This is a genomic window from Ferdinandcohnia sp. GQ5, from assembly GCF_059759275.1.
This window is the reverse complement of the sequence record NZ_JCAXEW010000022.1, coordinates 1-22,758: the sequence shown is the minus strand read 5'-3', so window position 1 is coordinate 22,758 and position 22,758 is coordinate 1. Positions and strand designations below refer to the sequence as shown.

The 22,758-nt window shown below is 36.4% G+C and carries 30 protein-coding genes and 2 riboswitches; of the genes, 21 read left to right on the top strand and 9 right to left on the bottom strand.

Annotated elements, in window-relative coordinates; translation table 11 throughout:
- Positions 1–124 precede the first annotated feature (124 nt).
- The 8 genes from AC6CHV_RS21885 (at position 125) to AC6CHV_RS21850 (ending at position 4,470) form a co-directional block, all read left to right on the top strand.
- On the top strand, positions 125–1,843 hold the full coding sequence (locus tag AC6CHV_RS21885) for a recombinase family protein (RefSeq protein ID WP_498079656.1): 1,719 nt from the start codon (positions 125–127) through the stop codon (positions 1,841–1,843).
- A gap of 16 nt (positions 1,844–1,859) precedes the next feature.
- Positions 1,860–2,093, top strand: coding sequence for a competence type IV pilus major pilin ComGC (locus AC6CHV_RS21880; protein ID WP_498079655.1), 234 nt, complete (start codon positions 1,860–1,862; stop codon positions 2,091–2,093).
- Complete coding sequence (comGD, locus tag AC6CHV_RS21875) at positions 2,065–2,517, top strand: competence type IV pilus minor pilin ComGD (protein ID WP_341330880.1); 453 nt, start codon at positions 2,065–2,067, stop codon at positions 2,515–2,517. Before AC6CHV_RS21880 ends, comGD begins: the two co-directional genes overlap by 29 nt.
- Positions 2,501–2,842, top strand: a complete 342-nt coding sequence (locus AC6CHV_RS21870; protein WP_341330881.1) for a prepilin-type N-terminal cleavage/methylation domain-containing protein — start codon at positions 2,501–2,503, stop codon at positions 2,840–2,842. Before comGD ends, AC6CHV_RS21870 begins: the two co-directional genes overlap by 17 nt.
- Positions 2,832–3,272 (top strand): competence type IV pilus minor pilin ComGF, encoded by a 441-nt coding sequence (gene comGF / locus AC6CHV_RS21865; protein ID WP_498079654.1) that lies wholly within the window; start codon positions 2,832–2,834, stop codon positions 3,270–3,272. The genes AC6CHV_RS21870 and comGF overlap by 11 nt, the downstream gene beginning before the upstream one ends.
- On the top strand, positions 3,269–3,652 hold the full coding sequence (gene comGG / locus AC6CHV_RS21860; protein WP_341330883.1) for a competence type IV pilus minor pilin ComGG: 384 nt from the start codon (positions 3,269–3,271) through the stop codon (positions 3,650–3,652). Before comGF ends, comGG begins: the two co-directional genes overlap by 4 nt.
- A 78-nt stretch (positions 3,653–3,730) precedes the next feature.
- Positions 3,731–4,261 (top strand): shikimate kinase, encoded by a 531-nt coding sequence (locus AC6CHV_RS21855; RefSeq protein WP_341330884.1) that lies wholly within the window; start codon positions 3,731–3,733, stop codon positions 4,259–4,261.
- A 17-nt stretch (positions 4,262–4,278) separates the two neighbouring features.
- A complete protein-coding gene (locus AC6CHV_RS21850; protein ID WP_121447186.1) occupies positions 4,279–4,470 on the top strand; it encodes a YqzE family protein in 192 nt (63 codons plus the stop codon).
- 144 nt (positions 4,471–4,614) lie between these two features.
- Here AC6CHV_RS21850 and ymaG read toward each other — a convergent pair whose 3' ends face one another.
- Positions 4,615–4,806, bottom strand: a complete 192-nt coding sequence (gene ymaG / locus AC6CHV_RS21845) for an inner spore coat protein YmaG (RefSeq protein ID WP_341330885.1) — start codon at positions 4,804–4,806, stop codon at positions 4,615–4,617.
- 550 nt (positions 4,807–5,356) lie between these two features.
- Here ymaG and moaA point away from each other — a divergent pair.
- Positions 5,357–6,379, top strand: coding sequence for a GTP 3',8-cyclase MoaA (moaA, locus tag AC6CHV_RS21840; RefSeq protein WP_341330886.1), 1,023 nt, complete (start codon positions 5,357–5,359; stop codon positions 6,377–6,379).
- A gap of 49 nt (positions 6,380–6,428) precedes the next feature.
- On the opposite strand, the gene AC6CHV_RS21835 is transcribed toward moaA, so the two are convergent.
- Entirely contained in the window at positions 6,429–6,785 is a 357-nt protein-coding gene (locus AC6CHV_RS21835) for a DUF2512 family protein (RefSeq protein WP_341330887.1), read from the bottom strand.
- Between the two features lie 61 nt (positions 6,786–6,846).
- Positions 6,847–7,191, bottom strand: a complete 345-nt coding sequence (locus AC6CHV_RS21830; protein WP_341330888.1) for a YqzG/YhdC family protein — start codon at positions 7,189–7,191, stop codon at positions 6,847–6,849.
- 100 nt (positions 7,192–7,291) lie between these two features.
- Here AC6CHV_RS21830 and AC6CHV_RS21825 point away from each other — a divergent pair, with 100 nt between their 5' ends.
- Together AC6CHV_RS21825 and AC6CHV_RS21820 are read left to right on the top strand one after the other, a co-directional pair.
- On the top strand, positions 7,292–7,909 hold the full coding sequence (locus AC6CHV_RS21825) for a YgaN family protein (protein WP_341330889.1): 618 nt from the start codon (positions 7,292–7,294) through the stop codon (positions 7,907–7,909).
- A gap of 109 nt (positions 7,910–8,018) precedes the next feature.
- Positions 8,019–8,627 carry a ligand-gated ion channel gene (locus AC6CHV_RS21820; protein ID WP_341330890.1) on the top strand — a complete coding sequence of 203 codons (609 nt, stop codon included), beginning with the start codon at positions 8,019–8,021 and terminating at the stop codon, positions 8,625–8,627.
- A gap of 46 nt (positions 8,628–8,673) precedes the next feature.
- Here the strand turns inward: AC6CHV_RS21820 and AC6CHV_RS21815 are convergent, their stop codons facing one another.
- Together AC6CHV_RS21815 and AC6CHV_RS21810 are read right to left on the bottom strand one after the other, a co-directional pair.
- Positions 8,674–9,297 carry a hypothetical protein gene (locus tag AC6CHV_RS21815; protein WP_341330891.1) on the bottom strand — a complete coding sequence of 208 codons (624 nt, stop codon included), beginning with the start codon at positions 9,295–9,297 and terminating at the stop codon, positions 8,674–8,676.
- A 103-nt stretch (positions 9,298–9,400) separates the two neighbouring features.
- The gene (locus tag AC6CHV_RS21810; protein ID WP_341330892.1) at positions 9,401–9,787 is read right to left on the bottom strand and encodes a helix-turn-helix domain-containing protein; all 387 of its coding nucleotides are present in this window, start codon (positions 9,785–9,787) and stop codon (positions 9,401–9,403) included.
- A gap of 309 nt (positions 9,788–10,096) precedes the next feature.
- Between AC6CHV_RS21810 and AC6CHV_RS21805 the strand changes: the two genes are divergently transcribed.
- The 7 genes from AC6CHV_RS21805 to AC6CHV_RS21775 all read left to right on the top strand — a co-directional run bounded on the left by AC6CHV_RS21805 (position 10,097) and on the right by AC6CHV_RS21775 (position 14,247).
- Positions 10,097–10,729 (top strand): TasA family protein, encoded by a 633-nt coding sequence (locus tag AC6CHV_RS21805; RefSeq protein ID WP_121447178.1) that lies wholly within the window; start codon positions 10,097–10,099, stop codon positions 10,727–10,729.
- A gap of 112 nt (positions 10,730–10,841) precedes the next feature.
- Positions 10,842–11,429 carry a TasA family protein gene (locus AC6CHV_RS21800; protein ID WP_341330893.1) on the top strand — a complete coding sequence of 196 codons (588 nt, stop codon included), beginning with the start codon at positions 10,842–10,844 and terminating at the stop codon, positions 11,427–11,429.
- 126 nt (positions 11,430–11,555) lie between these two features.
- Positions 11,556–12,326, top strand: a complete 771-nt coding sequence (gene tapA / locus AC6CHV_RS21795) for an amyloid fiber anchoring/assembly protein TapA (protein ID WP_341330894.1) — start codon at positions 11,556–11,558, stop codon at positions 12,324–12,326.
- A complete protein-coding gene (sipW, locus tag AC6CHV_RS21790) occupies positions 12,326–12,913 on the top strand; it encodes a signal peptidase I SipW (RefSeq protein ID WP_341330895.1) in 588 nt (195 codons plus the stop codon). The genes tapA and sipW overlap by 1 nt, the downstream gene beginning before the upstream one ends.
- 54 nt (positions 12,914–12,967) lie before the next feature.
- Positions 12,968–13,585, top strand: coding sequence for a TasA family protein (locus tag AC6CHV_RS21785; protein ID WP_341330896.1), 618 nt, complete (start codon positions 12,968–12,970; stop codon positions 13,583–13,585).
- Positions 13,586–13,726: 141 nt separating this feature from the next.
- On the top strand, positions 13,727–14,023 hold the full coding sequence (locus AC6CHV_RS21780; RefSeq protein ID WP_440274529.1) for a DUF5658 family protein: 297 nt from the start codon (positions 13,727–13,729) through the stop codon (positions 14,021–14,023).
- Between the two features lie 14 nt (positions 14,024–14,037).
- Positions 14,038–14,247 (top strand): hypothetical protein, encoded by a 210-nt coding sequence (locus tag AC6CHV_RS21775; protein WP_341330898.1) that lies wholly within the window; start codon positions 14,038–14,040, stop codon positions 14,245–14,247.
- Between the two features lie 41 nt (positions 14,248–14,288).
- Here the strand turns inward: AC6CHV_RS21775 and AC6CHV_RS21770 are convergent, their stop codons facing one another.
- From AC6CHV_RS21770 to AC6CHV_RS21755, 4 genes are all read right to left on the bottom strand, one after another.
- Positions 14,289–14,615 carry a helix-turn-helix domain-containing protein gene (locus AC6CHV_RS21770; RefSeq protein WP_099361889.1) on the bottom strand — a complete coding sequence of 109 codons (327 nt, stop codon included), beginning with the start codon at positions 14,613–14,615 and terminating at the stop codon, positions 14,289–14,291.
- Between the two features lie 176 nt (positions 14,616–14,791).
- Positions 14,792–14,920: a DNA-binding anti-repressor SinI gene (locus AC6CHV_RS21765; protein WP_121447173.1), complete on the bottom strand. Its 129-nt coding sequence runs from the start codon at positions 14,918–14,920 to the stop codon at positions 14,792–14,794.
- Positions 14,921–14,950: 30 nt separating this feature from the next.
- Positions 14,951–15,040: riboswitch (cyclic di-GMP riboswitch) on the bottom strand.
- A gap of 378 nt (positions 15,041–15,418) precedes the next feature.
- Positions 15,419–16,213 (bottom strand): YqhG family protein, encoded by a 795-nt coding sequence (locus AC6CHV_RS21760; RefSeq protein ID WP_121447172.1) that lies wholly within the window; start codon positions 16,211–16,213, stop codon positions 15,419–15,421.
- Positions 16,191–17,882, bottom strand: coding sequence for a DEAD/DEAH box helicase (locus AC6CHV_RS21755; protein ID WP_341330899.1), 1,692 nt, complete (start codon positions 17,880–17,882; stop codon positions 16,191–16,193). The genes AC6CHV_RS21760 and AC6CHV_RS21755 overlap by 23 nt, the downstream gene beginning before the upstream one ends.
- A 294-nt stretch (positions 17,883–18,176) precedes the next feature.
- Positions 18,177–18,269: riboswitch (glycine riboswitch) on the top strand.
- 326 nt (positions 18,270–18,595) lie between these two features.
- On the opposite strand from AC6CHV_RS21755, the gene gcvT reads away from it, so the two are divergent.
- From gcvT to gcvPB, 3 genes are read left to right on the top strand one after another with little or no spacing between them, the layout of a single operon-like run.
- Complete coding sequence (gcvT, locus tag AC6CHV_RS21750) at positions 18,596–19,699, top strand: glycine cleavage system aminomethyltransferase GcvT (RefSeq protein ID WP_341330900.1); 1,104 nt, start codon at positions 18,596–18,598, stop codon at positions 19,697–19,699.
- Positions 19,700–19,726: 27 nt separating this feature from the next.
- Positions 19,727–21,073, top strand: coding sequence for an aminomethyl-transferring glycine dehydrogenase subunit GcvPA (gene gcvPA / locus AC6CHV_RS21745; RefSeq protein ID WP_341330901.1), 1,347 nt, complete (start codon positions 19,727–19,729; stop codon positions 21,071–21,073).
- Entirely contained in the window at positions 21,066–22,526 is a 1,461-nt protein-coding gene (gcvPB, locus tag AC6CHV_RS21740) for an aminomethyl-transferring glycine dehydrogenase subunit GcvPB (protein ID WP_341330902.1), read from the top strand. The genes gcvPA and gcvPB overlap by 8 nt, the downstream gene beginning before the upstream one ends.
- The last annotated feature ends 232 nt before the right edge of the window (positions 22,527–22,758 follow it).

Sequence of the window (22,758 nt, the reverse complement as noted above, 5' to 3'; positions counted from 1 at the left end):
ATGTTTATTTTTTTACCTATTGAGTCATAAATTAATTGTTTCATGAATATACTAATAGTTTAGTAGCCCCACAACCTTACATTTGGTAAAATAGAGGTATTATCAAATGTTCGGAGTGAGTGTATTGAGCAGGAGAAAAGCTTCAGTTTATGCAAGGGTTAGTACAAAGCATGAAAACCAATTATCATCTATGAAAAATCAGGAAAAATACTATACTGAATACTGTTCTAAAAATGATTTTGATATGGTAAAACTCTATGCAGACGAGGGTTTATCGGCCACTAGTCCTAACAGGAAAGAATTCCTTGAAATGATATATGATGCCGGATTAGACTTCTACACAGAAAAAAATTCAAAAGAAATTCTTTATTTCAAAAATTCGAATCGTACTCCTAAGTTCAATTGGATTATCACTAAAGACGTATCACGTTTTTCTCGTAATATTGACTCTATGAAACTGGTCAAATTATTGAGGGAAAAAGGAGTCTACATTCTTTTTGAAAATGCCGGATTTAGTACTGAGGATAAGGGATGGGAACTACGATTAAGTTTATTACTTACATTTAGTCAACAAGAAAGTTTAGATCGTTCTGATAAAGTGGCATTCGCATATAAACAAAGAGCAAAAGCAGGTATTTATCATCTAACACAAAATCTATACGGATACAAATATAATAAAGAAACAAAGAAAACAGAAATAGTCCCTTATGAAGCAGAAAATGTTCGTACTATGTTTGACCTTTACATCAATCATGGATATGGAATGAAGAATATCTGTAATTTTTTAAATGAACGTAACATTCTTACTCAAAATAATAAGCAATGGACTCCACGTAATATTAGAAGGTTATTCCGAAATGAAAAATATATCGGAACAGTCATTTTAAATCGATACACTAATACTGGAATCACTGGTTCAAATAAGAAAATTGAACGACCAAAAGAGGAATGGGAGATACATCCTAATGCAATACCTGCAATTATAGATGAAGACACCTGGAATAAAGCACAAGAAATAATTGCTGAAAGAGTAGATGTGCAAAAAGAAGGTAGTCTCAAGGGATCAAGGAAAGTAAAAAACATTTTTTACAATAAGTTATTTTGCGGTAAGTGTGGATCTCCTTTTGTGAGAGTATCGTCAACAAAAAAACGAAAAACTGGAGCAATTGTAGAACATAATTATATTTGTCGAAATCGACGTTTTTACCACTCATGTGACCAAAAAATGATTAGTCACAATGTACTTGAAAGAAAAATTAATAACTATGCTAAAAATGAACTATATCTAAATTTAAAGAATAAAGGGGAAGCGGTTTATAAGATAGCCACTAATGAAATTTTATTATGGCAAGCGAAATTGAAAATAGCAGGTGTTACGAGAAAGAGGATTCAAAAAGAAATAGATGAAAAAAACTCAAGTATTCAAAAATTAATTTCATCATTCTTAGAAAATGAAAATAGTAGTCCAGCGGTTATATCTGTCATGCAGGAAAAAATAGAACAGTTAAAAAATGAAGTAAAAACATTAGAATCTGATTTGATACAACATGAAACAATTTCAATAGAAAACCAAATAAATAAAATTAAAAATAAGCAAGAAAAAATTACAAAAGCATTGCAGAAAGAGGATTATACATTTGATGAAGCAATGGAGTATATTGCGAAAATTGTAATTGATGGTAAGGAAGTTAAATTCTATACTGCGGTTCAAGAAGGATTGGTTCCCCATAAGAATCCACCATTGGATAGAATTCCATCTGATCCTAACAGAATACACGAACTAGCGGATCAATCTATAAATATGATGGAAGAACTTCTGGAATATGTTAAAAGTAAGAAATAATCCCATGAAATAAAACATGGGAATTTTCTTTAACGAAAATAACTTGCTAATGGTATCACCTAGTAAAATGGTTGAAGCGCAGGTGCAGGCGTATGAGTTGGAAAATGACAAGCCCCCAACAGAACAAGATTTAACAGATGATAAATATCTTAAAAATGGCATCCCAGCTTGTCCAAATGGTGACACCATTACAATTGATGGAAACGGAAAAGTTACACAAGTTGAAAATACAGCCTCTACTCAACCATAAAGGTTTTACCTTAATCGAGGCTCTAATTGTCCTATCAATTGTGATTGTCATATCCTCGATAAGTCTTCTGCAGCTAAGACCACTACATGAATCAAAGAAGATAGATCATTTTTTGGAACAGCTGCAAAATGATATTTTTTACAGCCAACAATATGCAATCAGCCATAATGAGTCAACAAGGCTTTATTTCAGTGTAAGCGGCTCATATTACGAGCTTAGCAGTGCAAAAACGAATGATGTGATATTGGTTCGAAAGATTGACCCAGCGATTCGAATCATTATCACTACACTGGGGTCGAGGTTGGTATTTACAAGTAATGGGAATATACAGCGTTCGGGGGAGATCTTGTTTTTGTATAAGGATAACAAATACACTGTAACGTTCTTGTTGGGAAAGGGTAGGTTTTATGTTAGTAAGGAATAAGCGAGGCTTTACATTAATTGAGATGCTCCTTGCAGTCTCGATTTGGCTTATGCTTTGTGCAACACTCCTTCCCCAGCTATTGCTTATCATGACAGAACGAAAAAACACCGATATCTATAATATGGGGAGACAATTATTATCAGAGGAGCTCAATAAGGAGTACAACGGGGATGAATCAGATCTAGATAGGATCATAAAAAACGGGGTTACCTATCTGTTTTCAAAGACATTTAATGAGGAGTTGCAAAAATGGGAGCTTTGTATAACATGGGAGGACAAGCTTTCCAAAACGTACGAAAGATGTGGATACCTAAATGGTGAGTAATGACAAGGGTTTTACTTTAGTTGAGATGTTAGTAACTTTTTCAATTCTGCTAGTCATTCTTTCATTTATTTCACCTTTCCTTAGTGTAGTGTTCCGAGATAATAATGATCAGTTCAATAAACTCGAATGGCAAATATTAATTCAACAAATGAAAATGGAAGTCCGTGAAGCAAGTGAAATAACCGTATCAAAAAATACTTCAGTGTTCTTTAAAAATCCGTCTGGTGAGTTAGTGAGTTTCGAAAAATACAATGACAAAATAAGAAGAAGGGTAAACGGAAAAGGTCATGAGGTGTTGCTTCAGCAAATAACTGGTGTGACATTTGAGTCGAAAACAAATGGTTTTTTAATTTCAGTGGTAACAGTAGATGGGAAAACGTATCAAGCCGTTATTTCCGCATTCACAACAGTGGAGGTTAAGGAAGCATGAAAAATGAACAAGGTTTTATTCTTCCGGTTACAATTGCGATTTCTTTTTTATTTTTTCTTGTGTTTACGTTTCAAGTAAATGCGTATATGACGGAAAAAGATTTTTCAAAGGAAACAGAGGAGATATTCATATTGGAGAACCTAATGCAACTAGGAGTTGGGGAAATACAGGATACATTAAAGGAGGATGTAGAAAGCACCGGAGAAACTGGTTTTCTCGACTTTCCAAACGGAACAATATCGTATACTGTTGTGCCGTTAACGACCACAACATCTCAAATTACCATCTCTTGCACGACAAAGGAACAGCGCAAATATAGTGCGCGCTTTGTATATGATTATGAGAAGAAAGTGATAGATTCTTGGATTGAATTACGTTAAGACAAACATGGATGTTTTTGTTATAATTTATAAAAATCGAGTGGACGTATATAGCCGCATTTTTAGGAGAGTAGAGAAATGAAAGCCGTTTATTTAACAGGATTTATGGGAGCAGGAAAAACAACAATCGGACAAAAGCTTGGGCAAGTCTTAAATATGCCGGTTGTTGATACGGATCAATTTATTGAAGAAAAGATAGGAAAAAGAATTGTTGATATTTTTTCACAAGAAGGTGAGCAAACCTTTCGAGGCTATGAACGCTCATTTCTAAAAGAAATACCAACAAATGATATGGTAATCACAACCGGTGGAGGAATTGTCATTCAAGAGGAAAATCGTCAGTGGATGATGCAAAATGGTCACGTCATTTTCTTATATTGTGACATTGAGCAAATTTTTGAACGTGTTCAGTTTGACCCATCTCGACCATTGTTTGATTCAGAGAAAAAGGAAAATACAAGAAAACTATATCGTGAGCGAATGCCTTTTTACAATGAGGCACATTATAAGATTGACACAACCGATAAAAATCTAGACGAAGTTGTCGACGACATAGTGTCGTGGTTACATTCGCAAAAAAATGGAAATAATAATATCACTGAAGCTTGAATAAGGCAGGTGTTATTATGTCTACAAACGATTATGTGAAGTTTGTGACCCAACAAATAGTCAAGACTTTAGACCAGCCAAAAGAAGTGCGTAAGGCGACACGCAAGCAGCGTAAGGAAGAACAACCACCATTAACCAATCGCTGGTTTGGAATCATGCCGCTCGCTGTTTCCCTTATGTTCAAAAGAAACAAAAAAGAAGAGAGCTGACAGCATATGTGTCAGCTCTTTTTTTACAAATAGCTTCAGGCGTCATCGGCACTCTTGTCAAAGCCAATCGCAAACGAAAGGTAAAAAGCCACCTTCTGCCAGCTACTCTTATGCTTGTCGGACAGACGCCTTACGTATTACTAATTAATACCAGAAACCGCCGCCATACGGGTAGTATGGGTAATACGGTGGACGATAATATGGATATCCGCCGTAGAAATACGGATTAAGAAGGGTACTCCCAACAAGTCCTCCAACTAATCCACCTACCAAAGGTGCTCCCCAAAAAAACCGTTCCTGTCTGCCAAATCCATATGGTCTTCTATATGGTCCCATCTAATTACCTCCTGTTATTATTCTCCCACTTCGGGCACGGGATATTTCTTTCTACCGTGATTGGGCTAGAATTGCTCCTTATTCTTGCCTCACTAACATGGATATGTAACCATAGGCTAGAAGTCGTGGGCGTTTGTCTACATTTTGAAAATTATTTCGCAAACCGGATTTCATGGATTATCGTTTCTATTCACAAGAATTTGTTAGTATGATAGAGTAATAGGTACTTGTAAAGATAGGATGTTCAAAAAGTCCGGTGAAAATGACACGTCGAAATTCTGCGTAAACTGCTCCATGTACATTGTGAATTACCTGGTTATGCGCTTGCGTCTACTAGATTATTCAAGATGTAAATTCCTCAGCGCAAGGCTGCGAGGGAGTTAACTCAAGCAGTTGCCTCGCTCCGGTACTCAAAGCAGCGCCACCTTGAACTTTCGACGCACAGGATGTGCTAGTGTCGACAAGACATGAGGCCGTGGCGTTTTTGTCGACGCGGTCCCTTTCATCCGCCTTTTTGAACCTTTATTTAAAGGTAGGAGTGACAGGTTAAATGACTACAAAAAATGAAAAAATTGTTGATCAATTGAATCGACCTCTACGTGATTTGCGCATTTCTGTCACAGATCAATGCAATTTCCGTTGTTCGTATTGTATGCCTAAAGAAATCTTTGGGGATGATTATCAATTCTTAAGGCAAGGCGAATTATTATCCTATTCTGAAATAGAAACGTTGACACGAAGCTTTGTCAAACTTGGTGTGCAAAAGATTCGCTTAACTGGTGGAGAACCGTTAATTCGAAAAAATGTCCATGAACTAGTTGAGCGTTTAACTCATATAGAAGGTATTGAAGATATTGCCCTCACGACAAATGGCATATTCTTACCGAAATATGCAAAGCAATTGAAAGAAGCGGGCCTGCAGCGTGTGAATGTTAGCCTTGATGCGATGGATAACGATATTTTTAAAGGAATGAATGGTCGTTCCGTTGGAGTGAAGCCAGTATTAGCGGGAATTGAAGCAGCACAAGAAGCAGGACTTCATGTGAAAATGAATATGGTTGTCCGAAAAGGAAAAAATGACTCGCAGATTCTACCAATGGCGCGGTATTTTAAAGATAAAGGAATCACGCTTCGTTTCATCGAATTTATGGATGTTGGAACGACAAACGGTTGGAATTTTGATCAAGTCGTTTCGAAGAAAGCGATCCATGACTTAATCCATAGTGAAATGCCATTAGAACCTGTCGATGCGGATTATTTTGGAGAAGTAGCGAAGAGATATCGTTACGTAGGTACAGATGTGGAGATTGGTTTCATTTCATCTGTTACAGAGTCCTTCTGCTCAAGTTGCACCCGAGCACGAATATCGGCAGATGGAAAGCTGTATACATGCCTATTTGCAACGGCTGGCCATGATTTAAGATCATTAATTCGATCAGATGCATCCGAAAGTGAGATTGATGAAACTCTTAAGTCGATATGGCAAGTAAGACGTGATCGGTACTCTGATGAACGAACAGAGGAAACTGCGAAGAAACGTAAGAAAATTGAAATGTCTTATATAGGTGGGTAAATAGAGAAGAGGTGCAGAAATAGATATGCACCTCTCTTTTTTATGCAACTCAAGCATGGGATCTCTCGGTTCTATCTGACCTTACTAACCAACGGTGGATAGCTATCTCAACTAATGTAATAACAAGGGCTGTTAAGATTGCGCCCCAAAGGGTGACTCTCGCACCATCGTAGAACAAGGAAAGAAAATATACTACAAGGGCTGCAGTTACAAAATCGGCAATATCTGTCATCACCGTAGTATCTCTTCTTAGCATCGCTTTCTCCATAAAATAACCAAGAATGGCTAACAGTACACCAATACCAATTGGCTGATACCATGCAACTAAATCAACACTATCGAAAATGCCAGAACAAATGGCTACAATTAAAGGTAATAAAATTAATTTCATAATAAAGTTAGTCACGGCATTCACACCTCCTTTACCTCGTATTTTTCACATAATTGATGGATTATATGTAAAAGCACTATCGGTCTGTTTCCACAACGGTAATATTTTTTACTCGTTCAGTCTCTGGTTCAAACGTGATATTTACAAAAACACCGAATTCACGATTATCCTGCTTCAGCCAAAGTTTGAAACGTTCAACATACATTCCGTTTTTCTTATGTCTACCAACATGTAAATAATCAACAATTTGAGCGGAAGGATAACGTTTCTGTGTCTCCTCCATCGCAAGTTTTCCCCATTTTGCATACTCTGGGACTGGCTTTTTTTGCTCAGCTGAAAAAGCTGCAGAATCATTGTCGATAAAAACAGTTGGAGTTAATAACAAACAAAAACTACAGCCAATCAATATTTTACGCAGCACATACAGCACCTCACTTTTACTTTAGGAATTCCCTGCATTAGGAAAATTTATGCAGTTTAATGGAAAGCTATGGTATTATGAGAAAAAAGGGGGAGTGCTAGTGTGCAGGCTATTTAAAATGTCGATTGGATTTCTTTTTTTACTTGCTCTGATCGGCTGTAGAAATGAAAACAATCCTGCTAAGAAAGCAGATGGTGTGCTGACTCCGGTCAAACAAAATGAGAGAAATTCGCAAATCATTAGTTCACTCGGGTTCGATACACTTTTAATGTACGACCTTAACATAAAAAACGAAGATATAAAGATGATTCATGTTTGGGTAGAGCATTTTAAAAATGGAGAAAAACAAGAAGATATCGTACGAGGGGCAACCGCAACTAACGAAGATATGACGTTGTCTGCTGCCAAAATGAATTTTAACATGGATGACACTACATATGCCCAGTGGACGTTATCGATGACCGATGGCACAGGTTCTACCACGTTGCAGTCACCAGTTATGGAAGTTGATACATCAATCGGCACTGCTCAATCTCAACTCAATGACAAAATACATATTGAAGCAGAAAAGCCCCAAGCACTTGCGCTAATTGTGAAGAATGGCTCTAAAGGCATCAGAGTTGGCTTGGATGAGGATGTTATTGAAAACACAGTAAAAGAAAACGATGAAGTGTATGTTGTAAGGGTAATGATTAGTAAAACAGAGGAATATGAATAAAAAGCGATCTTATATCGGATCGCTTTTTTTGTTTGATCATTCTGCATGATTTGGACATTCTACGTGCATATTAACTTTATGTGAAAAGTTAGCTGGTAGGAGGAAAATCATGCGGAAACGAATTTTTATTTTTGCGATTTTGCTACTTAGTTCATTATTGCTTGTCAGTTGTAAAGGAGACGACAAGGCGAAAGAACAAGAGAAAAAAGAAGATCCAAAAGCAACCAAAATTCAACAAGCCGACGAACAAATCATGGATCTGGGCTCTTTAGGCTTTACAACAGAAGACCTCGTTAAAAATTGGAACGAAGCTCAAACAGAAATGAAAGATTCCGATAAAATTGAACAATTGAATGTAAGAAATGGAGAATTCAAACACGATGTCAACAACGGAATGATTCTTGAAGGAATCGTAAATGAAACAACAAATGAAGTCGTTCGTTTATCAATCGTGAAAAAAGACGTTGAATCAGACAACCTCAGCACTACGTTAGATAAATATGAAGACACAATTGCTGCATTCTTCTTATTGGTTGCCGTCACAAACACAGAAGAGGCAGTCAAAGAAGAGGATATTGGAAAAGTAACATATAAATTGGGACTCCTTCGTGACAAGGATAAAAAAATCAACGGAACCGCAACGCTGAACAACATTACGTATAAAGCCCAGGAGAATGAAAGAGGGTTAGTAATATCAGCGTTGGAGAAGACGGATTAAATGAAAAAACCTTGGAAGGATTGTTCCTTTCAAGGTTTTTTCAACATTATTCTCCTTTTTCTTTTAACAAAACTGTCTTTAGTTCTTCAACAACAGCATCAAATTCATTGCCTTCAGTTTCAATGCCATGTGATTTTGCTGTTTCGAGAATTTGCTTTCTCCTAGAATCTGGTTTCATTCGTAGTTCTTCGTATTTATTAGAGGAAGGCTTTATTAACTCGGGTTTCTCCCTATACGTTTCTTTAAGTTCTGTTATAAGGGCTTCCTCTGATTTACCTTCAACTTTAATTCCCGCTTCTTTAGCCTTCTCTTGGAGCATTATAGAACGAATTTCGGCTTGAATTTCCTCTGAATCCTTACCTTCAGTTTTAATACCTAAATCCTTTGCTAGATTGTTTGTATAATTATCAAATTGTTCACTCTCCCTAGCTTGGCTACGAAGATCACTCGTGGAATCTGAAGTTGTTGTTTCTTCGGTAGTTTCATTTTCCTGTTCGTTCATACTTGAGTCCTTCACTCTAGTATCATCAGAAGGTACTAAAACCTCGCGTTCTTGTTTGACGTCAATATCTGTATCTTCACTTGCTAATACGGGTATTAATTGTGTGGAGCCTAAACAAAGTACAACGATTATACCAGTTATCACTATTCCTTTTTTCATTGATTTCACACTCTCTCCTCTCATCTGTTATAAATAGTTAAACCAAATCATTCGACATGTTACATCTTCACTATTTCCATTGTTATATACTTTTATTACTCGGAATCTAAATTCAACATTTTTTTGTCACGTTATCAATATTATTCCCTCCTTTGTTTTTTATGTGACCATTTTTCCAGTTGCTAAATTTTATATAGTTTTGAAACTCTCTGAAGTCCTCTTTGCTTAATCCGTCATCAATTGCATTTTTTAAGAGCTTGGTCCACTCTTGATCAAGTGGTTCATTAGAATGAGGAATCGTTCTTTCTTCTCCTAATAAAAATTCAATATTTGTATCGAGTGGCTTTGAAATCTTAGTTAAGAATTGAATAGAAGGATTTTTTTGTACATCTCGTTCAATATAGCTTAAATATGACTTTGAAACTCCAGCGCGTTTTGCAAGCTCTGTAATCGTGAGACTTTTCTGCCTTCGTAATTCTTTAATCCTCGAACCGATCATCTTCCTTCTCCTTCGTTAATTTGAATACTTACACGTTCATTATAAGGAACTTATTGTTCTTAATAAAATAATAAAATAGTAAGGAAATAAGAGATATTACGAGAAAACGAACGATATACGTTCTTTATTAAGAAAAAATGACTGATTTTGGGATTTTTCAAATATAAGACTTATGGGCTATACTCACATTGTAAGTTCGTTACAAAGAACATAAATGAACTTTACTAAGTACAGTTCTGGTTGATCTCCTTATCAATACATAAGGATTCAATATAAAAATTTATAAGAGAAAAAGAGGAGGAAACAAAAATGAGTTTGAAAAAGAAATTAGGTTTAGGGGTAGCATCAGCAGCACTAGGATTATCACTAATCGGGGGAGGAACATTTGCGTACTTCAGCGACACAGAAGTATCACACAATGAATTTACAGCTGGTACATTAGATTTAGCAGTAAACCCATCAGTTGTAATTGATGTTGAAAACATCAAGCCTGGAGATATAATGGTTCGTGAATTCCTATTAGAAAACAATGGTTCTTTAGATATTTCATCAGTTGATTTAGCTACAGCTTATAACGTTGTAGATGCAAAAGGTGATAATGTTGACGACTTTGGTAAACACATTAAGGTGCTATTCCTTGAAAATGCTGATAAAACAGGTGATGGTTGGGTTATCGGAGATTATAATGATGTAATTGCAGAAACTACATTGTATGATCTTCAAAATATGGAACCAGATGCAGTTGAAAACGTACAAGGCTTCTTTACCCACTTATTTGGATTAAACGGTGAAGGTGATGGTTTAGAGAATGGTACTAGTGACCAAATGTATGTTGCATTCGAATTTGTTGACAATGGTGCAGATCAAAACGAATTCCAAGGTGATACTTTAAAACTAGATTGGACATTTACTGCTCATCAAACTGAAGGGGAATTAAAATAATATTTCATAATTGAAAAGGGGAAGGGGATTCTATCTCCTTCCTTGTATACATACTAGTTACAATAATCTTGTGAAAAACGTTATTTATAGGGAGAAAAAAGGGGAAACGAAGATGAGTATGAAGAAAAAATTAGGACTAACTGCCGCAACAGCTATTCTAGGATTAGGACTTATTGGTGGGGGAACATTTGCTTATTTTAGCGACACTGAGGTATCAAATAATTCGTTTGCTGCTGGAACATTAGACTTAGAGCTAAAAAGTACTGATGACAGTGCATATGTTGATTTAAGTGTTGATAATATGAAGCCAGGTGATTGGACAATTAAACAACTTCGCTTATATAGCGAAGGTTCACTCAAAATTAAAGATGTAAAAATGAACGTTGATTACACAGTGTCTGATACAAATGGTGACAATGCTGGGGAAGATTTCGCAGATCATATTCTAGTAAGAATTAGTGAAAATAGACAAAATGGTCCAGTTGTACTTGATTGGACACCACTTTCTGAAATTGAAGATTTAGTTGTTGCTGAAGATTTAAACTCTAAAACAGGTCCATTAAATAATTCGGACAGACAAGTATTAATTTTCAACTATAAGTTCGATGATAATGGTGCGGATCAAAATAAATTCCAAGATGACAAATTAGATTTCCAATTGATTTTCGATGCTAGTCAACAAGATGGGGAACTTAGATAGCTACTAATAGGGGAGGAGAGCCCTCTCCTTCCTGTTTTATATATATTTATGAAAGCATAGCACCTGAGTTGTTTTCATAAATATATATAAATCCAGAATTGCGAATTTGAAGGGGCTGAGATAGCATTGCGAAAAACAAGTAGATTACTAAGAGAAATGAATAAAAGATATAAAAAATACAAAATCATATTTAAGGCTGCCCTTGTATTTTATATTCTAATATTCGCTATGAATTATTTTACTTCAACAACAACGGCATATTTCACTTCTAAATCACAAGGTAATATCTTAATTACTGCAGGTGAATGGTCGCCACCAGATAATAGTAATCTTGTATTCCCTGAGCCAGCTAACGATAATCTAAAAGCATGTCCGGCAGATATGGAAGTTATTTTAAGAAATACTGGAAGCGACATGACGACACAAAGTATTTATGAAATATATTTCACTTCAGAGAATGGAAAGCCTAAAAATCAAGGTGAAAAAATTTATGAAGGTGTTATTCCAATTCTAAAAAGTGGAGAAGAGATTACGTTAACACATAAAACAAGTAATGAAGGATTTTATGAGTTTAAAGCTATTCAAACGAATAAACAGTTTGATGATGCATGGAGCAAAAAGAAGCTCAAAGTAAAATGCATGAACAACAATTCTAATCAAAATGACAATTCTAATGAAACAATCGAAGTTGAAACGGAAGAGCCAGTTATTGAAAAAACTAAGGAAAATAATATAGAACCTGAAAATGAACAACAAAGTAATGAAGTATCCAGTGAGGAACCAACAGAAGTTACAAATGAAGAAGCAACATCTGATGGGATGGTAGGAACAACTGGTGATTCAACTGAAATTGCGAATGATATCATAGATGATAATAAAGAGGAGAAGGATGAATAATGAATAAAAAGAAGGTAATTAAGAAGTGGATTAATCAAATTGTCACGAGCTTGCTCGTACTATTATTAATAGGGGTAGCAGCTTTGGTAGTTTCAAATAAAATCTCAGGTGGGGAACCAACAATTTTTGGTTACCAACTTAAAACTGTATTATCAGGGTCAATGGAACCAGGAATCAAAACAGGATCTATTATCGCAGTAAAAACAGGCGGAGATATGACGCGGTTTAAAGAAGGTGACGTAATCACCTTTATGGAAGAAGATGAAAAACTCATCACTCACAGAATTACTGAAGTCCTAAAAAACGAGAATCAAGTGATGTATAAAACAAAAGGGGATAATAACAATACAGAAGATATTAATCCAGTATTAGCTCAAAATGTAGTAGCCGAATATCGTGGATTAACGATTCCTTATCTTGGATATTTTGCTGATTTTGCAAGTTCAAAAAATGGAACAATCATATTAATGATAGTCCCAGGGGTTTTGATCTTCCTATATTCTATTTTCTCACTTTGGAGAACAATTTCAAAAATTGATATAAGCAATAAAACAAAAGATGCTATCGAAGAAACAAAAACTAATTAAGGATCAATATTCTTTAAATATTGATCCCCTTCTAGGGAAGGAAGGGAGCAAATAATGAAGTTAGGTAAGAGTTTTATTAGAATAATATATTTTATGACAGTGTGTACTCTTCTATTTTTTTTTCTAGCAAATCAAGTTAAAGCATCTCCATCTAACAACAATAAAGAAATAGATATCAATACAACACCTGAAAAAGTATTATTTGATGTTGATAATTTTAAACCGGGAGACTGGGCAACTAGAACATTAATCATAAAAAATAGTGGTACTGAGGATTTTAACTATTTAACTTCAGCAGATCGAAAGTCAGGATCGAAAGAATTGTATGAGGAGTTATTTCTAACTATTTCTGATAAGAATGGAGATATTTTCAAAGGAAAATTGGGGAATTTTAAAAAAATAGATCCTAGACCAATAGTAAGTGGTCAACAAGAGGAACTAATATTTACGGTAGAATTTCCTCCACATTTAGGGAATGAGTACCAGGGTTTAGCAACTGAAGTGGAAATGAAGTTCTATGCAGAAGGTACTTTAGGTGGAGTCCTTCCTGTTGATGGACCTAAATTGCCTGAGACTGGTACTAACACCTTTAATATACTAATTGCTGGTATAATTTTAGCTTTAGGTGGAGGTTTTATATTTTACTACCTGAGAAAACGTTTAAGATCGTGATTGATAGATATTTAATTTAATAGGGAGTATATTCGTTCGTGTATTCTTTATTGAGAATGAATAAAAGCGGATCATAGGATATATCTGAATAAGTTCTCAATATTAACTTAACTTTATTAATGATGATTTGCGAGGTTTCCAATGAAATTTATCCTCATTTTGCTAGCTTTTTTAAATCTCATAGACGCATTTATCACCCATTTCGGAATCCTTGGCGGCCATATATCAGAAGCCAACCCGTTAATGTACACAATATACGAAATCCATCCGGTCTTATTTTTACTTATAAAAGCAATGCTTTCTTTATGTTTGATTTCACTTTATTTTATCATTCGTATCCCAGTGAACCGATTAATTCGTTCTTTATCCTATGTAGCCACTGCTTTATATGCATATGTTTTTATCCTCCATGGCTATTGGATTACTCAAATTTTCTAAATGGAGGAGTCTCTATGTATACAAAAACATGTTCAAGATGTTATCGACCATCTTTTAGGAGCAGTAAACAAGGTAAATGGAACTGTCCAATTTGTAATCATAATCTCGCAACATTTCGTGCCCGTGATGCTGGAGAAGCATATCCTTCATCATTACAGAAAAAATACCCAATTCCTCAACAATCTGAATCCCACAGTAATACCACTTTCGATACATACATATAAAATAAAAAATGCTTCAGGCAACCAATGTGCCGAAGCATTTTCTATTTATTATCCATCTTCCATTTGTTGAATTCTAAGAATGATCGAAATTCCTCTTTGGAAACTCCTGATTTCATTGCCTCGCGTACTAGTCTAGTCCATTCTGAATCAAGTTCTACACTTTCAGGTTCTGATTGTTCATGGAGCAATTCGTTGACTGTAACTCCTAATACTGTAGATATTTTTTCAAGAAATTGGATAGAAGGGTTTGATTGGAGATTCCGTTCGATTGAGCTCAAGTATGATTTGGCAACTCCAGCGCGATCTGCTAGTTCAGATAGGGATAATTGTTTTTGCAAACGAAATGTTTTGATACGTTGACCAATCATTCTTTCTCACCTTCCTTCATATACCTATTATAGCATATAACGAAGTAAATGTTTTATAACAAGAACACAAAAAACTGAAAAATAAAAAGGAACCCGATAATTTAGGTTCCCTCGCATCCTTATGTTTCCAATCCGTAGCTTCAAAAGGTTATTGTTATATGTATAGATAAGGTCCGTTATGCTGTTTTACTTTGGAGGAAAGCTTGAATATCCTGGACGCTCATTCCCATCTCCACTGCTTCTAATATAAGGTCGATCCAATCTTGATCCAATTGCTCATCTTTGTTTTGTACTTCATTTAACATTTCGTTTCCTCCCAAAATACAATTAGTATTCCAGGCAGTCCAGCCGTCTTAATTGTTACGTCCAATCTTAGACCTGTGACTTTGCGTCCCTATTTTTCAATAGGTTTGCCTTTGTCTGTTCGAATGTTAGCCGTCTACCTAAAACGATAGTCTCTTATGTATAGAACCTTTGTATTACATTTAGAAGTATAAAACATGAAAATGAAATTTTCTGTAAAAATCTGTCGATGTCAAAATATTTACAAAACACGAAATATAGTTCGTCCGACCAATCGAATTTTAGTAGTTTTACTCTATTTATGTAGAATAAACTCGAATTATAGGGATTTAGACCTATAAAATGTAAACTTAATGAAGTGGTTGGTTAATACATAGTGATATTCTAACCAGGTTTTTTGTAAAATTACCAAAAAATTGTAAGGAATTTGTCGAACGATTTCTTTTAAAATACCCTCAAAAAAATAGTACCTACCCTCGGAAGGTGAGGATAGGTCAATTTTACATCGTGTTTTGACAAAGATAAAACAACCCGCCATTGATAATTTCGACAAGAACTTTCGGTTCGTATTGCTCTTTGAGTGCTTCTTTTTCAATTTCATAGCTTTCAGGTTTTTCTTCGATGCCCTCATAAAAGGAATTTAGCAAGGCTAAATCTTCGTCCCAGCGCTGCCTTGCTTCATCTGCCCAAGAGTGGTCCTGAGTTTCAACATACCCTCGCACATATTGCTGGAGACGGTTAATTCCACTTTGTGGCTTAACAAGCGGTGACATTGTATACGTATGATCAGGTATCTTAGGAGTAAGCGGCAACTTTTCAACTTTTTCTTGGAAATCTTCAACAATGATTCCATTAATAAGCTGTAACCCGAGTGACATCAGCACATCACGCTTGCGGTCACTCTTGTATGAAATTTTTACATTCAACCCAAGCCACGGGAAAAGAGGGGTATTCCCTTGTGCACCGGGCGGTGATTGCTGATACAAGCGTATATAACTTGCGAGCTTTTTCGTCGATTCAAAAATCTGATGTAAACGGGGGGCACCAAAATGAATAAAGTCGCCCTTCACATTGTCAGGCGTTTGATCCCGATCTGTAATTAATGTAAGCTTCATCGGATTTGGAGTTCCGCCTGTTTTTTCAACATATGTCCAATAAAAAGGTCGATTCATTAATTGCTTATCTAAATCAACGGTTAATTGTACGGTCATATATCCGGGATGACGTTCAAGAATTTCACAATGGTTTGAAACAAAATAATTCTCAAGAAAGTTAACTATTTCCTGTTGCTGCATGCTGCTCACCACCATTTTGTTCTTCAAAGCTTATGATAGAAGTTAAATTTTCCATCTTAATTTTCATTTCACCCTCACTCCGCGAACGAAGCATGATATCCTGAATATGGTCTTCGATGTTACCGAGATCCAATCTTGTTAGGATATCATCCAATTGTCCAATCACACGCTCAAACAGATTAATTTTTTCATATAATAGCTTTAAAATATGCTCTTCAACCGTGTTCTTTGTTGCGAAATTATAAATATGAACATCTTTTTCCTGGCCAAGGCGGTGAATACGCCCAATCCGTTGCTCAAGCCTCATTGGATTCCAAGGGAGGTCATAATTAATAATGTGGTTACAGAATTGTAGGTTAATTCCTTCACCACCAGCTTCTGTTGCAATCAAGACCTGGAACTTACCTTTAAACAATTCTCTCATCCAATCTTTTTTCCCGCGTTTAAATCCACCTCTAAATGGAACAGATGAAATTCCATTCTGTTGCAGAAACCATTGTAAATACATTTGGGTTGCACGGTATTCGGTGAAAATGATGACTTTATCATCGATTTGTTTGATTAATTCAACCGCTTTTTCAGCCTTAGAATTTTGTGTAACCTGTTCGACCTTTTTCATGAGGCCCATCACCATATCCTCAGGGACCGCGCTACTTCCGTCTTCATTCTTTTTCTCAAGCATTTTCTTCAACGTAAAATATACAGCCTCTCGACTACTACAAGCCTCTCTTTGTAAGGTTAAGATTGAGAACATACTGGATGCAAAGCCTGAAAAGCTAGACCGATAGGCAGAAATGGCATCATATAGTTCCTGTTCAGTCTCAGAAAATTCAATTGGCACTGTTTCCACCTTGCGTTTTGTCCACTCAATTCCTGTATCGTCACGGCGATTGCGGATCATCACCTTATTCACTAATTCTTTCAAATGCTCATGGTCATCGATTGAACGACTCTTCTTTCCGAAAGATTCCTCAAAATTCTCCTGATTCCCTAAATGCCCAGGCTTCAGCAATGAAACAAGATTAAAAATTTCATCGATCCGGTTTTGAATCGGAGTAGCGGTTAATAGTAAACAAAACTTCTTTTTCAGGTTTTGAACAAATTCATAGTTTTTTGTTTTGTTGTTTTTAAGCTTGTGAGCTTCATCGATAATGATCAAATCATAATCCTGTTCATACACAATTTCACGATGTGGGCTTCTTTTTGCCGTATCGATAGACGAAACAATTACATCATATTGCTCCCACATATAGCTCTTTTTTTGCTGGACCGCTGGAATGTAAAACTTCTGATTTAATTCTGATGCCCATTGTGACACAAGGGATGCTGGAACAAGGATTAATACCTTCTTTACCAGTCCACGAATCATATATTCTTTCAAAATAAGGCCGGCTTCTATTGTTTTTCCAAGTCCAACTTCATCTGCTAAAATGGCTTTTCCGTTCATTTTTTCTACCACTTGCTTTGCAACTTCAAGCTGATGTGGTAGTGGTGTTAGCTGTGGTAAATGCTTAGGTGCCTGAAGTCCTTCGAATTCAGGAATCGACTGGTGTTTTTCTACTTCGTATGCAAGTTTATATAACTCCCAGTTCGCCCAAGGACCGTCATCGTCAATTCGTTGCAGAAAGTCACCTTGCCACGACTGATCAAATTCAAAATCGACATTCATAAAATTACAGTCCTTTCTCAGTTGAGATATATAATATAGAAGAAAGTAAGGTTTTTCTTAAAATCCGAACGTTTTTCCAATAAAATAAATTAATGTTAAGAAAATAAGTTATTGCTCAAATCTCAAGATGATGGTAGGATGAAGGTAGTTCGAAAACGCTTCTCTACGCTATTCAGTAGGGATTAGCAAATTAGATTAAATGATAAAATAAGAGCTTTTGGGCTTGGACATGATAAATTTTCCATAGTCATTTCGTTAGTATTACCAAAAAAATGAAAAATATGAAGACCGCGAATGAGAACAAGGGGAGAGACTACATCTATGTAGCGCCGAAGGAGCAAGCAAGCCGATTGTGAATCTCTCAGGCAAAAAGACTCTTGTTTGACGCAACTCTGGAGAGAGCCGATAAATTTCAGGGCATTAGAAGCAAGAAGATCGAGGAAGTGAAGTTTTGAGGACCGGAGCGTATTAAATAATACGTGAGGACCGGAAAAACGAACTGACGAAGAGATTCGCCGCTTATAATGATCTGAATGGCCACCAAAGGGGCAAACCTAATTGAACCTCAATTAGGTAAACTTTCAGGTGCAAGGACAGAGACTTCACAATGCTGTGGAGTTTATCTGTCCTTTTTTGCATTTTCAGAATCTTTCGCTTATGGCGCAAAAAACCAAATAGCTTTTTAAAACGATGAATGTTAAGGAGGAATTCGGTTGTCTGAATTAAAACGAACACCATTATTTGATGAATATCAAAAGCATGGCGCCAAAACAATTGATTTTGGCGGATGGGATCTTCCAGTCCAATTTTCAAGTATTAAAGAGGAACATGAAGCGGTTCGTACAAAAGCAGGTCTTTTTGATGTTTCACACATGGGTGAAATTGATGTGAAAGGAAAGGACAGCTTAGCTTTTCTCCAAAAAATGATGACAAATGATGTTTCACTTTTAAAAGATGGCGCAACACAATATACAGCAATGTGCTATGAAAATGGTGGAACGGTTGATGACCTATTAATCTATAAAAAATCTGATGACCACTACCTACTCGTTGTAAATGCTTCAAATACAGACAAAGATTTTGACTGGCTTAAACAGCATGTCTTTGGTGATGTGGATGTCGTTAACATCTCGAACGAGATAGGCCAAATAGCAATTCAAGGGCCACTAGCTGAAGCAGTATTACAAAAGATTTCGAACACTGACTTAAGTGAAATCAAGTTTTTTAAATTCCAAGATGATGTTGAAATCGCTGGAAAGAAAACACTTGTATCAAGAACAGGATACACAGGCGAAGATGGTTTTGAAGTCTATTGCCACGCTGAAGACACAGCTGCGTTATGGAATGCTATTTTAGAAGCTGGAGAACCAGAAGGTGTTTTACCATGCGGACTAGGTGCACGTGATACATTGCGATTTGAAGCAAATCTTGCGCTTTATGGACAAGAACTTTCAAAGGATATCACGCCAATCGAAGCAGGAATCGGTTTTGCGGTTAAGCCGAATAAAGAGGCCGACTTTATTGGTAAAGAAGTATTAAAACAGCAAAAGGCTGAAGGTGCTCCTCGTAAAATCGTAGGAATTGAAATGATCGACAAAGGAATTCCTCGACATGGCTATGAAGTTTATATTGAAGACGAGCAAGTGGGTGAGGTTACAACCGGAACTCAATCGCCAACGCTTCAAAAAAATATCGGTTTAGTTCTTATTAAATCAGAGCATGCCGAATTAGGAAAAGAAGTTGAAGTTCAAGTTCGTAAAAAACGCCTTAAAGCGGTAATAGTAGCAACGCCATTTTATAAGCGACCTAAAAAATAAACGGATAATTGGGAAAGGGGTACATCAATGAAACATCGTTATTTACCAATGACGGAACAAGATAAAAACGAAATGCTTCAGTCAATCGGCGTATCTACAGTCGATGAGCTTTTTAATGATATTCCAGAAAGTGTTCGATTTAAAGGCGAATACAACATCAAGAAGGCAAAATCAGAATCAGCTTTAATGAAGGAACTTTCTGTACTTGCAGCAAAAAATGCTGATTTACGCCACAATGCGTCTTTTTTAGGAGCAGGTGTGTATGATCACTACATGCCAGTAATCGTAGATCATGTTCTTTCACGTTCAGAATTTTATACAGCATATACACCATACCAACCAGAAATTTCTCAAGGTGAGTTACAAGCCATTTTTGAATTCCAAACAATGATCTGTGAGCTTACTGGAATGGATGTAGCAAACTCTTCTATGTATGACGGTGGAACTTCACTTGCAGAAGCAGCGATGTTAGCTTCAGGACATACAAAAAATAAAAAAGTCCTAGTTTCACAGGGAGTACACCCAGAATCAAGATTAGTACTTGAAACATATGCAAAGGGTCAATACATTGAGGTTGTTGAAGTTCCAACAAAGAACGGTGTTACTGACGTAGAAGCATTAAACTCTCTAATGGATAAAGATGTAGCTTGTGTTATTCTTCAATATCCAAATTTCTTTGGTCAAATTGAACCATTAAAAGAAATTGAAGCAGTTGCTCATACAGGTAAAAGCATGTTCGTTGTATCAAGCAACCCGTTAGCACTTGGAGCATTAACACCTCCTGGCAAGCTTGGTGCTGATATCGTGGTTGGGGATGCACAGCCGTTTGGTATCCCAGCTGCATTTGGTGGACCACACTGTGGATATTTTGCAGTAACATCAAAACTTATGCGTAAAGTACCTGGCCGTTTAGTAGGTCAGACAGTAGACGAACAAGGAAAACGTGGCTTTGTATTAACACTTCAAGCACGTGAACAACATATTCGACGTGACAAAGCTACTTCAAATATTTGTTCGAACCAAGCGCTTAACGCATTAGCAGCATCGGTTGCTATGACAGCATTAGGTAAAAAAGGTGTAAAAGAGATTTCAACTCAAAACATTCAAAAAGCCTATTATGCTAAACAACAATTTGCAGCAAATGGTTTTGAAATTGCATTTGAAGGGCCATTCTTCAATGAATTTGTTGTAAAAGTAGGTAAATCAGTTAAAGAAGCGAACGCTCGTTTATTAGAAAATGGAATTATCGGTGGATATGATTTAGGTCGTGACTACCCAGAATTAGAGGGTCATATGTTAGTAGCAGTTACTGAGCTTCGTACAAAAGAAGAGATTGATACTCTTGTAAAAGAATTGGGGGATAGCCATGAATAAGCAAGATCAACCATTAATTTTTGAACTATCTAAACCAGGCCGAATTGGTTATAGTTTGCCAGATTTAGACGTACCTGAAATCAACTTTGCTGAAGTTATCCCTAGTGACTATCTTCGAGTAGAGGAGCCAGAACTACCGGAAGTATCAGAATTAGATATCATGCGTCACTATACTGCATTGTCCAAGCGTAACCACGGGGTGGACTCAGGATTCTATCCATTAGGTTCATGTACAATGAAATACAATCCGAAAATAAATGAAAATGTTGCACGATTCAATGGATTTGCCCACATCCATCCATTACAAGATGAAAGTACTGTCCAAGGTGCAATGGAATTAATGTATGATCTTCAAGAACACCTAAAAGAAATCACTGGTATGGATGAAGTTACCCTTCAACCAGCGGCTGGTGCCCATGGTGAGTGGACTGGATTAATGATGATTCGTGCGTACCACGAAGCAAACAATGACTCAGCTCGTACGAAAGTAATCGTTCCAGACTCTGCACATGGTACAAACCCGGCATCTGCGACAGTTGCAGGCTTTGAAACCATTACAGTAAAATCCAATGAAGACGGACTAGTTGATTTAGAGGATTTACGTCGCGTAGTAGGACCAGACACTGCGGCATTAATGTTAACAAACCCTAATACATTAGGTCTGTTTGAAGAAAATATTCTAGAAATGACAGAAATTATTCACTCTGCCGGTGGTAAAGTGTATTATGACGGTGCAAACCTAAATGCGGTTTTAAGTAAGGCGCGCCCTGGCGACATGGGATTTGACGTTGTTCACTTAAACCTACACAAAACCTTTACTGGTCCACATGGCGGTGGTGGCCCAGGTTCTGGCCCAGTTGGTGTGAAAGAAGATCTCATTCCATACCTTCCTAAACCAGTACTAGTTAAAACAGAAGAAGGTTATCAGTTTGATAATAACCGTCCACATTCTATCGGACGCGTAAAACCATACTATGGAAACTTTGGAATCAATGTTCGTGCATATACGTACATTCGTTCAATGGGGCCAGATGGACTTAAAGCTGTAACTGAAAATGCGGTTATCAATGCAAACTACATGATGCGTCGCCTAGAACCATATTTTGACCTACCATATGATAGACATTGTAAACACGAATTTGTCATTTCAGGTAGACGTCAAAAGAAATTGGGTGTTCGTACATTAGATATCGCAAAACGATTACTCGATTTTGGTTATCACCCACCAACTATCTACTTCCCATTAAATGTTGAGGAATGTATGATGATTGAACCAACTGAAACAGAATCTAAGGAAACACTGGATGACTTCATCGAAGCCATGATCCAAATTGCAAAAGAAGCAGAAGAGAATCCAGAGATCGTTCAAGAAGCTCCACATACAACAGTTGTAAGCCGACTTGATGAAACATTAGCAGCTAGAAAACCTGTTTTACGATATCAAAAACAATAAGTATATATAGAAGGGACTCGTCCTAATTTGGATGAGTCTCTTTTTTACCATTAATTACCGTGATATAAACTGTTGAAAAATATACGTAGGGCTGATAATATAGATTAAGTCATCACGACAACGTGATTGATTGAGTCACAACTTATAAAGAAGAAAAATACTTCTTAAAAAAGTTGTTGACATGAAATGTTGTTTGATGATATATTATTAAAGTCGCTTTTGAGCGGCGCTA